The organism is Psychrobacter sp. CCUG 69069, assembly GCF_021023115.1.
GTDB lineage: Bacteria > Pseudomonadota > Gammaproteobacteria > Pseudomonadales > Moraxellaceae > Psychrobacter > Psychrobacter namhaensis.
The window spans coordinates 1-16,289 of sequence record NZ_QQAI01000023.1 but is presented as its reverse complement, the minus strand read 5'-3'; the positions used below and the strand labels follow the sequence as shown (position 1 = coordinate 16,289).

Here is a 16,289-nt window from a genome sequence, read left to right as displayed (position 1 = left end):
TCCACCACTATTTTTTATATAACAGATGTGATTATTCATCGTCTATAATATCATCATCAACATCAAGACTGAATTCTTCAGCATGGACATTCCAGTGCAATTTGGTGCGACAAGCCTCATAAAAATCAAATCCTGGCGGATGTAACAATGTTAGCTTATCAGGATGTTTACGAATATAAAGGCGCTGCTCTTGCTCAAGTGGTACGCTTGGCTTGCCATCCGCACTCACCATCGGCTGAGTACGATTGTCTTCATGAATGCGAATACAGACCTCGCTGTTGCCGCTCACCACAATGGGTCGACTGGATAATGTATGGGGGTGCATAGGCACCAGACAAATGGCATCCATGCTCGGATGTATGATGGGACCACCTCCAGACAAAGCATACGCGGTAGAACCTGTCGGTGTCGCTGCTATTAAGCCATCGCTGTGCTGCCTATAAACGTCCTGACCATCAATTTTCATCTGAAAATCAATCATGTGTACTGATTTACCAGCATGCAATACTACATCATTGAGGGCCATATCTTCATGGATAATATTGCGCCCTTCTCGTATCTCCATGGTTAAGAGAAACCGATGATCCAGTTGATAGTCACCCATCAGCACCTGACGTAATTTAAACGCGGCTTCCTCAGGTTTTACATCAGCCAAGAACCCCAAACGCCCACGGTTGACGCCAAGTACTGGCACACGGTAACGCGCCAGCGCCTCAGCAGCATGTAATATCGAGCCATCACCACCGACGACGATGACCAAATCACAAATCTCACCGATTAAGCCACGTTTAACGATTTTGACTTTTTCAATCTCGGTGAGGTTTAAGGTTGGCAAGTTAGCCGTTTGCACATCCATAATCAATGTGAGGTTCATGTCATTGATCGTTTGGGCTATCTGCACCAGACTTTGAGTGACACTGCGTTTTCCAGCGCGGCCCATTAACCCAATGCGCCTAAACGCAGGGTTTTTGATAGCGTGGAACAGCTCTGATTCATGTAAGTGTGGCAATCGTGCTGACTGCGCTGAGTTTTCCATAAAACGACTCGGCATAACGGTAAAATACAAGGCAATGATAGCGATAAATGATTACTTAGACTAGCACGTTTATGAATTATCGTTGTTAACTGTCGTAATCAACCCCATATAACAGCCATCACACGTTAACTTTAGACGTGTTTATTTCGCTACTTCACCCCTCTTTATGCTAGTCCATTGGGCAACTCTAGAGTGGCGCGAGGCCTTGATGGCTGTCACGTAAACACAGTTGACAATAATAAGGGTTTTGCTAAAGTAGCTCATATCTATATTGTTTATATTTTATTAAGGATACATGTATGGCCAATCCTATTGTCAGTCGCGCAGAGCTTGCGATCGGCGGTAATCCTATGACGGTCAAGGGCGTGATTCAAAAGACCAGTCTGTTACTTGGATTATCCGCTATCACTGGTGTGGGCTTTTTCTTTTATGCCCTCATGGCTGGTTTGTCGCAAGGTTTTATTACGATGGCAGCCTTTGGTAGTATGTTTGCCGCTTTTGGTCTCGCTCTTTTTATCACCTTTAAGCCACAAAAAGCCAAAACGTTAGCAGTGCCTTATGCACTTTTAGAAGGCATATTCTTGGGCGGTATTTCTCTGTTCTTTATGAGAATGTATCCAAGCGTGCCAGTGACTGCTATGTGTGCAACTTTTGTGACAGCGGCCGTTATGTTAGGGCTGTATCGCTCAGGTCTGGTTAAAGTCACTGAAAAATTCCGCTCGATTGTGACCTCAGCGGTTATTGCTATCATGCTTGTATATGTGGCGCAATGGGTGCTTTCTTTAGCATTCGGCTCGTCCTTACCCTTCTTGTTTGAAGGTGGCGCTATTGCTATTGGCTTTAGCTTATTCGTGATTGTTATCGCTTCTTTCACGCTACTGCTAGACTTCGATAACATCGATCGCGGTGTGGCGATGGGGATTTCTGAAGATTACGAATGGTTATTCAGTATCGGTATCCTTGCCACCCTAGTGTGGATGTATATCGAATTTATGCGTCTACTAAGCTACCTACAAGACTAATCTAACGTCTGTCTAACGATCATTTGGTTTCAATAAAAAGGCCGCCTTTTATTAAAGACGGCCTTTTTTTATGGCGTAGTGCCAGCCCCACTTCTAGTCATTAAAACAGATAGACAGCGCCAAGCCATTTTTAGAGTGACATTAGGCGCGTTTCAGACGTAGCGCATTTAACACCACAAACAATGAGCTTAGCGACATACCAATAGCAGCAAGCCAAGGCGGTACATAGCCTAAAGCAGCTGGAATCAACACAACACCGTTATACATCAGTGCCCAGCGAAAATTTTGCTTGATGATGCGTTCGGTTTTATCGGCGATACGTTTGGCCGCAGTAATGGCTTCGATTTGTCCATTCAAAATAATACTGTCACTCGACACTTGCGCCAAATCCGCCGCGCCAGCAATCGAGGTCGAAACATCGGCCGCTGCTAATACAGGGGCATCGTTGATCCCATCCCCGACCATCAATACCACCGCCCCTTTGGCTTGCAATGTTTGGATATGGTTGACCTTATCCGTTGGTGATAGACCATTGTAGGCAAACTGCATCTCTAAGCGCTCAGCCATCGCCAGCGCTTGTGGACTTGGGTCACCTGTTAGCATCACAGACTCAATGCCCAGCCCTTTGAGCGCATCAAGCATTGGCTTGGCACTATCACGCACCTTGTCATTAAAATAGAAACACGCCAGCGCTTGCCACGTTTTTGACTCCCTTTTCTGACAGGACAGTACCACCGCTGAGCTGGCTCGCTGTGCCACCAAATCGATGGTCAAATCATGATTGCCAGTGGCATGACTATTAAGGCCATCTAAAGCAAAGTCCACATGTCCAATGCGGTACACAACACCATCAATCATGGCCTCCACCCCACCTGCTGGATAATGCTGCAACGCTTGGGTCGCGGGTAGATGTAACTGATAAGCAGCCGTCAGTAAGGCATGAGCGATTGGATGGCGACTACCCACCTCTAAAGCTGCGGCGATGGCTAATAGCTCATCTTTCTGCGCAGACAGTGCTAAAGCGTCAGGGTTATTTTGATTGATGGGCGTGGCTGGCTCAATATTTAGTAAATTTGGCTTACCATACGTCAGCGTACCCGTTTTATCAAAAGCCACGTGGGTGATCTCAGCGAGTGTTTGCAGTGTGTGCCCACGCGTCGTCAAAAAACCATAGCTGGCCAGTCGATTGGTTGCCACCGTTAGGGCGATGGGTGTCGCTAAGGACAGCGCACAAGGACACGTCGCGACCAAAACCGCTACCGTGGCCCAAATGGCTTGGCTTGGATCGACCATGTACCAACCGATAAAGACCAAAGCTGACAATACTAGTATCCGCGCCACAAACCAACGTGCCAGCTTATCCGCTTGCTGCGCAAGTTTTGGTTTCTCACTCATGGCACGGTTCATCAGTCTATCAATCAAGCCTATTTGGCTGTCTTCTGGCAATGCTGTGATTAGCATCTCAAACGGCTGACTGTCGTTTTGCGCGCCGCCAACGATATAGTCGCCTTGGTTCTTGATAATCAGGTCGCCCTCACCCGTCAGTAAGCTTTGCGACACTGTAGCGGTTGGACTGAGTAAAATACCATCACTAATAATCTCAGAACCAGCTTCCACCATAATGATGTCACCCACTTGCAAACTATGGGCTGTCACCATCTGCTTTTTTTCTGCACTATCTTCTGAATCATTTTCTGTTTTTGTTCGCGCTAACAACTGATTGCGTGACTGCTGCCAGTCTTGGGCAATACACGACGTTAACTGATGGACATTGGCCTCCATACGCTGCATAAAGTCAGGCATGGCTTCTGCTTTAGTGCTTGATACGTTTTGCTCGCCCGTTTCATTGACAATCAATACATCAGTCGGCGCGTTAGACTCTTCAATGGCTTTATCCGTCTCATTCTGTTGAGACTCGTTATCCTTGAGCTGCTGTAAAATACGCGCCGCAGCCCTTTTATCTTCAGCCACTTTTTGGACCAGCATAGGCTCCACCACCACCAGATCATTGGCCATAGTGGCGGCTTTTAAACGGGCATTGTGTTCAATATAACGCCCTGCTAATAAAAAGAAGATAAACATACTGACTGAGTCGTAGTACGTCTCTCCTTGTCCAGTAACGGTGGCATAGAGGCTGGCAAAAAAAGTGATGATCAAGGCCAGGCTAACGGGTACATCCATATTGACTTGGCGAGCCCGTATCGCTGACCATGCTGAGGTAAAAAAAGGAATACCGGCATAAAAGAAGACAGGTGTGCTGACAAATAAAGATACCCACCGCAAAAAATCACGCTGGAATATCAACATGTCGCTGTACTCACCAAAATAAAGCGCCACAGCATACATCATCGCCTGCATCGAACCCAACGCCGCGATACCTAGACGTAATAGCATTTGATTGTTGTGGCGCGCCAGCATGGCTTCATGGGTATCTTGCCGATAAGGCTTAGCTTCGTAGCCGATTTCATTGATGATGGCTAGAATACGGCTAATCGGTAGCTTCTCTTCATTCCAAATCACCCGCATACGCTGGTTGGTCAAATTCACCTGACATTTATTAATGCCCTCTAACTCATCGAGGCGTGACTCGATCAACCACGTACAGGCAGCGCAGCGTAAGTTATTGACAGACAGTTCTGCCACTGACAGACCATCTTGCGCGTAGACAAACTGCGACTTTATCTCGTCATGATCGTAAGCTTCAAGTCGAGTCAGCTGGGTGGGTAGGCTTGCCGTGCGATTAATCTCTGAGCGGTCGAGATAATACTGCTCAAGCCCTGCTTCTACGATACTTTGTGACGCTAACTGACACCCCATACAACACATCTCACGAGACTTGCCTAGTATCTCTGCATGAAACGGTGGCTGGGGTACGGGATCACCGCAGTGAAAGCAGTGCCCTACGCGTGGTAGCACCAAACCTTCGGTGATAGAGTTGTCTTCATAATGATGGCTGGTGGTGGATGACACTGGTGATGAGGTACTAGACATAATCGCGCTTACTTCCTTTATATAGGTTTTCTTAAACCCTATTCGCTCTCAGTAAACTTGCTATCGTTAAGGGTGCGTGCCCTCTTTCAAAATGCGATTTTCAATCGTATTGGCTTCGACCCGTTAGCACAGAATCAGAAACGATGGCGGATCCATACAAAACACATCATGATAGCATTCGTAACTTGCTGTCTTATATGGCACTGGTAAACCCAATTAAAAGCGGCTCATACTTTATGATGAATACGAGTATTACAATAGAGATTATACTATAAGCACTCGTGGTAAACAGCCCTATCACCCCTGATCTACGACCAATGAATGCCTGCATTGACGATGATAGATTGAAAAATTTGTCAATTTGAGTCATTATGAGGCAGTTTTTTATCCAAAAATGGTGCGACATCAGTGCAAAAATCCAATTCTAAGTTACCAAACTCCAAGCTACCACAGCCCTCTAAGTCTGCTATACACACGCTACCCTCTCAGCAACGCGGCTTGGTGTTTAGTAGTCTACTATTAATCGTCATCATCGCTGGCATGGTGCTATTGGCGCTGTATTTAGTTAAGCTGGATCGCACCATCACTCATAAGTTTGAGGGTAAGCGCTGGGATATTCCTGCCAAAGTGTACTCGCAGCCACTAGAGTTGTATCAAGGCGCCAATGTCGATCGAGATACCATGAAGACATGGCTAGAGTTGCTCAATTATCAGAGCAGCAAAGCGTATGATCGCACTGGCACTTACCATAGATCAGGCAATACTTATTTCATCCATACGCGCGGCTTTACTTACAGTGCCAACGATGTGGACAAAGAGCAGGTCATCAAAATGACCATTGCGGGTAATAAGGTTGAGTCTGTACAAAGCACCTTACCGGCCAAAAGTGGCATCATTCGCTTAGAGCCGGTGAGTATTGGTGGTATCTATCCAGACAGTAACGAAGATCGAATGGTCGTCTCCTTAGACGAGGTGCCTCAGCCATTAATTGATGCGCTGATCGCCACCGAAGATCGCGCTTTTTATGAGCATAAAGGGGTATCTCTCCGTGGGATTGCTCGCGCCGTCATTAATAATTTCTCTGGTGGCGCAAGACAAGGTGGCTCGACCATTACTCAGCAGCTTATTAAAAACTTCTATCTCAATTCGGACCGTACGCTGAAACGCAAAGCCAACGAAGCATTGATGGCTGTACTACTCGAACTGCATTATAGCAAAGATGAAATTCTACAAACCTATCTAAATGAGATTTACTTAGGTCAAAACGGTAACCGTTCTATCAATGGTTTTGGTTTGGCGTCACAGTTTTACTTTGACAAACCGCTCAATGAGCTGCGCTTAGACCAGCAAGCGATGCTCGTCGGTATGGCCAAAGGTCCAAGTATTTATAACCCACGTCGCCATCCAAACGATTCAAAAGCGCGCCGTGATGTGGTACTGAGTAATATGCTGGCAGTGGGCTCCATCAGCCAAGAGGAATACGACAAAGCCATAGAGCAGCCGCTTGGTGTCGTTGATAAGCCCGTGGAAGGCAAGAGTCAGTTCCCTGACTTTTTGGATATCGTGAAACGTGAGCTAAATACTGTCTACTACTCTGATGACCTCAAAAACGAGGGCCTGACTATTATTAGTACCCTAGATCCTATTGCTCAGTTAGCAGCAGACAAAGCGGTGGATAGAAAGCTTGGTGAACTGCGTCGTAACAGTAACAAAACTAAGGATTTGCAAGGGGCATTAGTGAGTGCCAACCCTGAAACTGGTGAATTGGTGGCAGTGGTAGGCAGTGGTAGTGAGTTTACAGGGTTTAACCGTGCCGTCGATGCCAAACGCCAAGTAGGTTCTTTATTGAAGCCGATCATTTACATGACAGCGCTCGAGAGTGGCCGCTATAATTTGGCCAGTTCAGTAGATGACTCACCAATCACTGTCACTTTAAACGATGGCACTGAGTGGAATCCAAAAAACTATGACAATCGTGATCATGGCGCCGTGCCCCTGACCACAGCGTTAGCGCAATCTTATAACCAAGCGGCTGTACGCTTAGGGATGGAGTTTGGTGTCAACACCTTCGCCAAGCAGCTACAACGTATGGGTATTAAAGAAAAAGTGCCCCCCTATCCATCAGCGTTGTTAGGCTCTGTCAACCTTAGCCCTATGGATATGCTTGGTATCTATCAAGTTTTTGCAACTGGTGGCTTTCGCACGCCTATTCATAGTATTCGTACTGTGATTGATGATCGCGGCCGTATTTTGCAGCGTACTGGCCTAAATACTCAGCGTAGCATTCCACCTGAAACCAATTTTTTGACAAACTACGCGCTACAGCAAGTGGTCTCAAATGGTACAGCTAGACGTGCGCAATCACTTGGTAGCAATTTGAATCTTGCGGGCAAAACAGGCACGACAAACGATTACCGCGATGCTTGGTTTGCAGGCTATAGTGGCAATTATGTCAGTGTGGTATGGGTGGGCCGAGACGACAATAAGCCGATAGGTTTGAGCGGTGGTACTGGCGCACTACCGGTCTGGGTAGATTACATGAAACGCTTAAAACTCACACCTGTGGCCCTACCCGAGCCTGAAGGTATCGAATGGCTGTGGCTTGAAAACAACTCAGGCAAGCTGTCTAACGAGCGCTGTGCCGATGCGCGCTACTTACCAGTGATGTCAGCGCATCTACCAGAAGAAGCCAGCAGTTGTGCGCTTAGATTGTATCAACAAGATCAGGCGCGTGAACAAAGCCAGCAAGGCGCTATCAACCAGCAACGCCGCCGTGAAGGTTTAGAGATTCCAAATGGTGAAGCCGTTGACACCGATAGCCAAGAAGACAATGACGGACAAAATGGTAATGATACAGAAAGTCGTACTGACACTTGGTATGATCGTGCCGTTGAATGGTTCTAAAAGTGTTTTTAAAACTTAAAAAAGGTCTCAACATGGTGTTCCCTCTAACGCAAACTGTATCAGCCAAGCCGGCTATTATCACGCAGCTTAAAAAAGCGACGCCAGTCAATACGATGTCCGTAGCCAGTGCTCTTGCTATGATGCTAAGTGTGAGCGCTTGTCAGACGGCGCCCCATACCGAAACCTCTATACAAAAAACACCGGCTCAAACTGTTCCATCAGCGCAAACACAAGCCACCTCGACGCCCGCTGTCACGCAAGCGCCGATTATCAGAACAGAAGACGACTATACGATCGAATCTGATCGTTCCTCTGAACCTTTGGACGCACCAAATCCATTGACGCAAGACACGCCTGCCTTCCCATCTTCTAACCCCGTGACAACTGAACCTGATGCGGTTATCATTACGCCTTCTCGCGATGACTATGTCATCTCTGAGCCAGCAGCGCCGTCACACAATGAGCTACTAGAACAGGCAAGAAAAAACTCACAACAACGCACACCGCAATCTGCCAGTAATAACAGTACACTGCCGGCATTTCGCAATCTGATGCAAGTCGGTATCAGGCAGCTAAAATCTGGCGAGTTGACCAATGCTGAAAACAGCTTTACCCGTGCTCAGCGCTTAGCACCAAAATCCTCTGCGGTGTACTTTTACTTGGCTCAAGTGGCCTTAAAAAAGAACCAACCGCGTAAGGCTGAAGCCATGGCACGCCGTGGCCTTAGTGTCTCTCAAGATACGAGTCGCAGACGGGCACTGTGGCAAATCATCTTGCAATCAGGGCAAGCACAAGGTAATTCACGTGTGGTCAGTGAAGCGAAGCAAGCCTTACGCTAATACCTGTAAACATTGCATCATCAAACTCTTGAGTAGTCAGCCCAAAAGTGATTTCGTTAACTTTTGCGCCCTACGCATTCATAATTTCTCCAACTCACCTATTCATTTTATTTTAGCTTAAGGTTATCGTTATGGCATGGCAACAACTGCACTTACAATGTGAAAAAGCAAACGTCGATTTGGCGGAGGCGCTGCTACTGGAAGCCGGCGCTTTATCAATCGCTTTAGACGACGCAGGCGACCAACCTTTATTCGAGCCGCTACCTGGCGAATCGCCTTTATGGGACGAGGTTATCCTAACAGGCCTGTTTGATGCGACGACCGATGCTGGTAGCCGACAGGCTGTCGAACATTTAAGTCACGAAATCGCCGCACAAGTACACGCTACACGTATTTGGCTGAGTGCCGTTGATGACAAAGACTGGGAGCGCGAGTGGATGAGCAACTATCACCCTATCGAATGCGCTAATGACTTATGGATTGTACCCAATTGGCTCACACCGCCAAATCCTGATGCGACCAACATCATTATGGACCCAGGACTGGCCTTTGGTACTGGCTATCACGCCACTACTCGCTTGTGTCTTGACTGGCTCACAGAGCAGGATTTAACAGATAAAGTAGTCATTGACTATGGCTGTGGCTCAGGTATTTTGGGCATCGCAGCGTTGTTGTTAGGGGCACGCCAAGTGTATGCGGTCGACATCGATCCACAAGCCGTACTCGCCACCAATCAAAATGCTGAGCGTAACCACGTCGATGGGCGCCTTCAAGCGTTTTTACCAGAAGAGTTTAGCGACTACTGTGCACAAAATGAGGTTTTACCTGTCGATGTGCTCGTGGCAAACATTTTGGCAAAACCGCTTATCAGCTTGGCCCCTTACTTTGCCACTTTAGTGAAGACTGATAGCCGTATCGTATTGGCGGGTTTGATTGAATCACAGACTGAAGCGGTCGCTGCTGCTTATCAGCCTTATTTTGCGCTTGATCCAAAGCATGCCTTTACCGCACAAGAAGACCAACATTGGCAGCGTTTGTCCGGTACATTTACAGGCTAGCAACAATTAATTACATCTGCTACGATAGAGGGCAGTCAAATGTTATGTGTTTGGCGCCACTCTGTCCTTGCCTGTAATGGTTGCATTTATAGAGAGTTTAGATGACAGTCTTAGCCTTATAGGCAGCTGTTAGTGAGTGGCTAAGCGGTATTGATAACCATACTTTTTTGGATTCGACCCTATGACCACGCCCATAAAAACTCAATGCCCGCACTGCCACGCTTGCTTTAAAGTAAAACAAACTCAGTTAAATAAAGTAAATACTACCGTCAGCTGTGATCACTGCCAACAAAGTTTTTTGGTGAATAAACATCTGATTGTCACCACTGATACTCCTAACACGTCCCCTACTCAAACCGATATAACCACGACATTCACACCAGATACTGGCGTAGCACAGCCATCTAACACTCATCATAAAGTCCAGAAGCGCTCAAGCAATGCTAAGTCTTTACTGAGTAAGCCCGCTACAAAAAAGTGTTCATCTGACCAGTTGATTCACGATGATTTAATTCATGATGATATGGACATCGATGAGCCAGCAGACCCCATTTTAGAGTATGACTCACTAGACAGTATGGAAGCTTGGTTGACTCAAGCCAGTAATGCTTCTAGAGCCGCTAGTACGCCATCAAATATGCCCTCTAAAAAAAGTGTTAAAAACAGCCGCTCATCCGTTAATCCAACACCCTCTGCTCCTCTAACCGAGCCGTCATCATCAGCACAGGTTGCCCTGAGTTCAGCTGCGGCTAATGACATTCACGCAAGTGTCGATGAGACTGCGGACAACGCTTGGCTCGAAGCGCTTCTTAAAGAGCAAGATAAAAGCGCCGAGACACCGCAAGACGATACAGATTTATCACAACTGTTGCTCGATATGGGTGTGTCGCTTAAAGACGAAGATGGCAGTGCGGACGCGCGTGCCAGACAAGCTCAAGCTAGCACGGCACCACCGTCAGATAACTATTCGGTAGCATCAGTACTGTGGTCGCTTGGCTGCTTGGTATTAGCCTTATTACTGTTTGCCCAATACGTCATTTTTAACCTAGAGACACTGGTTAAAGACCCCGTTTATGCCCAGCGCCTCCATGCACTCTGTTCGATTGCGGCTTGTAGTTTGCCAAATGCCGATTTGGGTGCATTAACCGTGACTGACCTCAATCACCAGCCTAGTCAAATCAAGGTAACAGGTGCATTCAGCGATGTGAGTGCCACTCTACACAACCAAAGCACAAAAGCGCAGCTCTACCCCAATATAAAAGTCAGCGTTTATGGTACCAATAATCTGATCGGGGAATTCATCGCAGCACCAAACGACTACCTATTAAGCAAACAAAACCAATTAGCTGCTGACAGTGGCCGACAGTTACTCTTTACGATCCCTGTGGCCAATACAAACATTCGCGAAGTGACGGCAACTCCTCTGTATTGAACCACACTTTATAAATAAAATAGGTTTCTACAATAGGTTTCTGTAAATAGTATTGAGCATGATTTGATGAGCAGCGTTGCGGCTCAGATAGCGACCAATCTGTCAGCGCTAGACAATATTTATTTGATATAATACCCTAACCTCTTATGGTTTGCTTTTCTCTACTCTCAAGGACATTATCTTATGGCACCTCATGCACAGCATAACGCCCAACGTTTTGCCAAAAGCTCTGAGCATCCTGCCGACTATAATAAAGACAACTACCCTCATTTTACTCACGACCTTAGCGCTTCTTTAAACAGCCACGCAACCAATATGCAAGAACCTTTACGCGTCCATGTTGAGCGCGTGGTACGACAGTATTTTGCGATGCTAGGCGATGAGACACCCACCGACTTGTATGAGCTTATTTTAAAGCAAATCGAAGAACCGCTGTTATCCGTTGTCCTTGAACAAACGCGGGGGAATCAAACCAAGTGCGCGCAAATCCTAGGTTTAAATCGCGGTACTTTACGCAAAAAACTCAAAACCTATGACTTGATGTAGCGCCAGCTATATGATCTCATTTACTGTCCCTGACAACAATTCTCCATGGCAACTGAACGTTTATGACTGTATCCATCGTGATACGGTTAGCAATAGTTGTCGTTATCTCCTTGCCAGACGTTTACGTCAGGCTTTTTTTATGGAATTTTTTTATGAGTAAAACCCCACTTGCCCTATTATCGGTCTCCGATAAATCCAATATCGTTGAGTTTGCGCAAGGCCTTATTAAAGCAGGTTTTGGCTTACTGTCTACTGGCGGTACTTATCGGTTACTCACAGAAAACAACGTCGCCGTGACTGAAGTGTCTGATTACACGGGCTTTCCTGAAATGATGGATGGTCGGGTAAAGACGCTACATCCTAAAATTCATGGCGGTATCTTGGGCCGCCGTGGTACAGATGATGCCGTGATGAGTGACCACGCGATTGAGCGCATCGATTTGGTTGTCGTCAACTTATATCCTTTTGCTGAAACCATCGCTCGGGCTGATGTAACCATGAACGATGCCATCGAAAACATCGATATCGGTGGCCCAACCATGGTGCGTTCGGCGGCGAAAAATCACGCTCACGTGGGTATCGTGACCGATCCAGCAGATTATGAGCGCATCCTTGCCGCTTTAGGGGATGGCACGGAATTGACCACGGCCCTACGCTACGACTTAGCAGTCAAAGCTTTTGAACACACCGCACAATATGACGGTATGATTGCCAATTTCCTCGGCAGCCGTGTCAATGAAACGCAAACGCCTGAGAAATTTTCACGTACGTTTAATGTGCAGCTTGAGAAAGCACAAGACCTACGCTACGGTGAAAACCCCCATCAAAGCGCTGCTTTTTATACCGAAAACCAACCGCTAAAAAGCCAGCAAGCATCTATCGCGACTGCTAAGCAATTGCAAGGAAAAGCACTGTCTTATAACAATATCGCTGATACCGACGCCGCGCTTGAATGCGTTAAAGCCTTTAACACCCCTGCTTGCGTCATCGTTAAGCACGCCAACCCGTGCGGTGTCGCTGCTGATAACGACCAAGTAACGGCTTATCGCACCGCTTTTAGTACTGACCCTGAGTCTTCTTTTGGTGGTATCATTGCATTTAACCGTCCATTAACGGTTGCTACGGCGAAAGCCATTATCGACAATCAATTCGTAGAAGTCATTATTGCCCCTAGTATTGAAGACGGTGTGCTCGAGGCGACTGCTGCAAAGAAAAACGTGCGTTTATTGGTATGTGGTGAGCTACCAGCGCCCGATCAACGCGACTCACAACTTGACTACAAGCGCGTCAACGGCGGCCTGTTAGTACAAGAACAAGATCTTGGCTTAATCACGGCCAATGACCTAAAAATCGTCACTGACGTACAGCCAACTGAAGCACAGATTGCCGATCTACTGTTCAGCTGGAACGTAGCAAAATACGTCAAATCTAACGCTATTGTTTATGCAAAAGGTCAGCGCACCATCGGTGTGGGCGCAGGACAAATGAGCCGTGTCAACTCAGCCCGTATTGCTGCTATTAAAGCGGAGCATGCTGGATTGGCCACTGAAGGCGCTGTGATGGCCTCTGATGCCTTCTTCCCGTTCCGTGATGGTATTGATAACGCTGCTGAAGTGGGCATTTCTGCTATTATTCAGCCAGGTGGCTCTATGCGTGATGATGAAACCATTGCTGCGGCAAACGAGCACGGTATCGCAATGGTGTTTACGGGCATGCGCCATTTCCGCCATTAGTCCATCGTGATTATTACATTGCAGTAGAAAAAGCCAAGATGCTGTTGACATATACAAGCAGCATTGACCAATAAAAAAAGCCACTGTAACTTACAGTGGCTTTTTTATGCGCTTCTCTTATAGCCATTTAGCATTAACGACCATGCAAATGCTTAACGCCCTTGTGCGTTTGCCATGTTGGATTCATTAATCTCAACTTTATACAGCAAACGCAGATAATCTAGATAGTCTTGTAGCTGATCTTGACCTAAATTATCACGAATGATTGCAGCGGTTTGCGCTCTTTGCACATCAGACAACGGTGACTGCTGCTGCGTTTTGATACGATCGCCGACCAACAAGGTCGCTCCCGCCTCAGTCTCACTAGCGATTGCCACGACACCATTATTAGCCGCTTGCTGACTAAAGGCCAAGCCGCGCTCTTTTTCTGTCAATAGGGTGGTTTGACGATTGACCTCACCTAAAGATCGAAGGTCGACGGGCTGCTTAGCAATATCCGCAGGTGTTTTAATACCAGCGGCCAACGCTTTAGCCTCTTTTAGCGCCAATGCCGTGGCTTTTTGCTGACGTAGTGTCTGAGTAATTCTTGGCGTCGCGGCGGCTAAAGTCAGCGTTTTAGTCGGACGATAGTTACTTGGCTGCACCCATACTGTACCATTACCAACTTCGATGCCGGCTGTCACTGCCTGATCCTGAATAGTAAACTCATCAAAGGCCTGTTTGATCACGGCTGGTTGTGACAGTACTGATTGATTGTTTTCTTTACGGTAGTCTTTGAGACGCTTTAGCGTTACATTCTCTTGCTGAGCAATGTCTTCGATACTAAAACCATCCGCTGCCAAGTCGTTAATCGCTGTCACTTTATCTGCATAGACTTCCTGACGCTTATACTCTTTTGCTTTAGCGGTTAGCTCGTCACGCATACTTTCTAGCGTGGGTATTTTGCGCCCATTGTCTTCGGTGACAGTAAATATCTGATAGCCAAAGTTGGTTTTAATCGGCGCGGTCACATCGCCAACACTCAATCCTGCTAACGCTTTTTCAACCGCTGCAGCATCATTACCAAATACGCTTGGGTTAAATCGGCCGATATCACCCCCTGCCTCTCCTGACGGATCATCAGATTCTGCTTTTGCCAATGCAGCAAAAGACTCCCCTTTATCTAGACGAGTTTTGATTTTGTCGGCTCTTGCCTTGGCATCATCACCAGTCAATAGGATTTGGCTGATTTTGCGCTCATCGGTGACTGCTAAGCCTTGCTTGTAAGCTTCGTACTGCTGCTGCACCTCTTCTGCAGTAACATCCTCCACCTGAATGGTTTGAGGACTGAGTTGCAAATAAGCCAAATCTACCATAGCGGCGCTTTTTAGGGTGTCTTTATTGGCATCATAGTAGGCTTGTATATCGTTTTTGCTCAGCTTAACCTGATCGACATAATCTTGCCACTTAAACCGATGTAGCCAGATATTACGGGATTCAAGCTGGAGATCAATCAGCTGGCTGACCGCTTGCATTGGATAAACAGCGGTACCCACGATACTCGCATTGAGCTGATCGAGACTCAGCTGATTACGGAACTCTGCAAATAACTGATCTTTAGTCATACCGCGCTGGCGCAAAAAATTTGAAAATTGCTCGTTAGAGAAATTCCCCTCGGCATCCTTAAAGATTTCTTCTTGACGCAATAAACGATTGATGGTGTCATCAGAGACGGTCATGCCAAGCTTACCCGCTTGCTGCTCTAACAACGTACGATCGATAAGCCCCTTTAGTACCTGCTCGTGCAGCACATCTTCATTCAATAGGCTGGCATCATCAACTTGCTCTAGAATTTCAGAGCGACGGCTATTGACGGCAGTCTGATACTCGGACAACCCTACGCTTGCTTCACCCACCTGAGCGATTTGGTTGGGATCGACCCCGCCGCCAAAATAGCTTTCGACACCCAGTAGAGCGAGCGGCGATAGGCATAAAATCAATAAAATGCGACCTGGCCAGCTTTTTAAGAAATCGCGCAATTTATCCATAGTTATCTCTGCTTTATTAACCTATATTGATGAAAAACCATTGTAATACTATTATTAATATCAATGCTATCTAAGCCCGCAATGGTAAGAGTAAGAACGTGTACATTTATTGACACACTCCCACCACATTCGCTGCGCTCAAGTGGGGGATTCTAAAAGCGTTAGCCTTTAGGCGACTTTCTCACGAATGTCACTTGTTTTCTGTTTCAACGGGCGACCTTTACTGCATCCTCCCTCCGCAGACAAAACGGCATGTCCTGCCGCTAATATGTTACGAGCTGCATTAATATCAGCGTTGGCTTTATGACCACATTTGACGCACTCAAACTTTGCTTGAGTTTGTCTATTTTCCTTAGCGATATGCTTACATTCAAAGCAGGTTTGGCTGGTGTATCTTGGATTTACCTTAATGAGTAATCCACCCCGCCATTGCTGCTTGTACTCAAGCATATTGACCATCATGCCCCAGCCTTGATCTAAAATGGATTTATTTAATCCTGACTTGGCTTTGACATGACGACCTTTATTCTCCACCGACCCGCTGGCTGATGTCGACATATTGGCGACCTTCAAGTCCTCACAAGCAATCATGGCGTGGTTTTTGCTGATGCTGGTGGTGATTTTGTGCAAGTAGTCATGACGAATATTGGCGATATGGTGGTGTAATTTTTGAATCTTGCGGTTGTGTTTTTTCCAGTTTT

General features: G+C 46.7%; 11 protein-coding genes. 7 read left to right on the top strand and 4 right to left on the bottom strand.

Annotation, left to right across the window (positions count from 1 at the left end; translation table 11 throughout):
- Window positions 1-31: 31 nt before the first annotated feature.
- Window positions 32-1,036: an NAD(+) kinase gene (locus DVY93_RS11530; RefSeq protein WP_226949450.1), complete on the bottom strand. Its 1,005-nt coding sequence runs from the start codon at window positions 1,034-1,036 to the stop codon at window positions 32-34.
- Between the two features lie 299 nt (window positions 1,037-1,335).
- Between DVY93_RS11530 and DVY93_RS11525 the strand changes: the two genes are divergently transcribed.
- Window positions 1,336-2,058 carry a Bax inhibitor-1/YccA family protein gene (locus DVY93_RS11525; protein WP_193005711.1) on the top strand — a complete coding sequence of 241 codons (723 nt, stop codon included), beginning with the start codon at window positions 1,336-1,338 and terminating at the stop codon, window positions 2,056-2,058.
- Window positions 2,059-2,199: 141 nt separating this feature from the next.
- On the opposite strand, the gene DVY93_RS11520 is transcribed toward DVY93_RS11525, so the two are convergent.
- Window positions 2,200-5,049, bottom strand: a complete 2,850-nt coding sequence (locus DVY93_RS11520) for a heavy metal translocating P-type ATPase (RefSeq protein WP_230710893.1) — start codon at window positions 5,047-5,049, stop codon at window positions 2,200-2,202.
- 540 nt (window positions 5,050-5,589) lie between these two features.
- On the opposite strand from DVY93_RS11520, the gene mrcB reads away from it, so the two are divergent.
- The 6 genes from mrcB to purH all read left to right on the top strand — a co-directional run bounded on the left by mrcB (window position 5,590) and on the right by purH (window position 13,561).
- The gene (gene mrcB / locus DVY93_RS11515) at window positions 5,590-7,953 is read left to right on the top strand and encodes a penicillin-binding protein 1B (protein ID WP_442966523.1); all 2,364 of its coding nucleotides are present in this window, start codon (window positions 5,590-5,592) and stop codon (window positions 7,951-7,953) included.
- 32 nt (window positions 7,954-7,985) lie between these two features.
- A complete protein-coding gene (locus tag DVY93_RS11510; RefSeq protein ID WP_230710891.1) occupies window positions 7,986-8,792 on the top strand; it encodes a tetratricopeptide repeat protein in 807 nt (268 codons plus the stop codon).
- Between the two features lie 131 nt (window positions 8,793-8,923).
- On the top strand, window positions 8,924-9,850 hold the full coding sequence (prmA, locus tag DVY93_RS11505) for a 50S ribosomal protein L11 methyltransferase (protein ID WP_193005707.1): 927 nt from the start codon (window positions 8,924-8,926) through the stop codon (window positions 9,848-9,850).
- 181 nt (window positions 9,851-10,031) lie between these two features.
- Window positions 10,032-11,282 carry a DUF3426 domain-containing protein gene (locus DVY93_RS11500; protein ID WP_193005706.1) on the top strand — a complete coding sequence of 417 codons (1,251 nt, stop codon included), beginning with the start codon at window positions 10,032-10,034 and terminating at the stop codon, window positions 11,280-11,282.
- A 183-nt stretch (window positions 11,283-11,465) separates the two neighbouring features.
- A complete protein-coding gene (gene fis, locus DVY93_RS12430; protein WP_193005705.1) occupies window positions 11,466-11,828 on the top strand; it encodes a DNA-binding transcriptional regulator Fis in 363 nt (120 codons plus the stop codon).
- A gap of 152 nt (window positions 11,829-11,980) precedes the next feature.
- Entirely contained in the window at window positions 11,981-13,561 is a 1,581-nt protein-coding gene (purH, locus tag DVY93_RS11490) for a bifunctional phosphoribosylaminoimidazolecarboxamide formyltransferase/IMP cyclohydrolase (protein ID WP_193005704.1), read from the top strand.
- A gap of 152 nt (window positions 13,562-13,713) precedes the next feature.
- On the opposite strand, the gene DVY93_RS11485 is transcribed toward purH, so the two are convergent.
- Both DVY93_RS11485 and DVY93_RS11480 read right to left on the bottom strand, forming a co-directional pair.
- Window positions 13,714-15,588, bottom strand: coding sequence for a SurA N-terminal domain-containing protein (locus DVY93_RS11485; protein WP_230710890.1), 1,875 nt, complete (start codon window positions 15,586-15,588; stop codon window positions 13,714-13,716).
- 168 nt (window positions 15,589-15,756) lie between these two features.
- Window positions 15,757-16,289: RNA-guided endonuclease InsQ/TnpB family protein (locus DVY93_RS11480; protein WP_230710889.1), on the bottom strand; the 533-nt coding region annotated here is incomplete at its 5' end.

Coding starts and splice junctions, on each gene's coding strand:
- DVY93_RS11530 (WP_226949450.1), bottom strand. CDS start 1,036: ATGGAAAACTCAGCGCAGTCAGCACGATTGCCACACTTACATGAATCA.
- DVY93_RS11525 (WP_193005711.1), top strand. CDS start 1,336: ATGGCCAATCCTATTGTCAGTCGCGCAGAGCTTGCGATCGGCGGTAAT.
- DVY93_RS11520 (WP_230710893.1), bottom strand. CDS start 5,049: ATGTCTAGTACCTCATCACCAGTGTCATCCACCACCAGCCATCATTAT.
- mrcB (WP_442966523.1), top strand. CDS start 5,590: ATGGTGCTATTGGCGCTGTATTTAGTTAAGCTGGATCGCACCATCACT.
- DVY93_RS11510 (WP_230710891.1), top strand. CDS start 7,986: ATGGTGTTCCCTCTAACGCAAACTGTATCAGCCAAGCCGGCTATTATC.
- prmA (WP_193005707.1), top strand. CDS start 8,924: ATGGCATGGCAACAACTGCACTTACAATGTGAAAAAGCAAACGTCGAT.
- DVY93_RS11500 (WP_193005706.1), top strand. CDS start 10,032: ATGACCACGCCCATAAAAACTCAATGCCCGCACTGCCACGCTTGCTTT.
- fis (WP_193005705.1), top strand. CDS start 11,466: ATGGCACCTCATGCACAGCATAACGCCCAACGTTTTGCCAAAAGCTCT.
- purH (WP_193005704.1), top strand. CDS start 11,981: ATGAGTAAAACCCCACTTGCCCTATTATCGGTCTCCGATAAATCCAAT.
- DVY93_RS11485 (WP_230710890.1), bottom strand. CDS start 15,588: ATGGATAAATTGCGCGATTTCTTAAAAAGCTGGCCAGGTCGCATTTTA.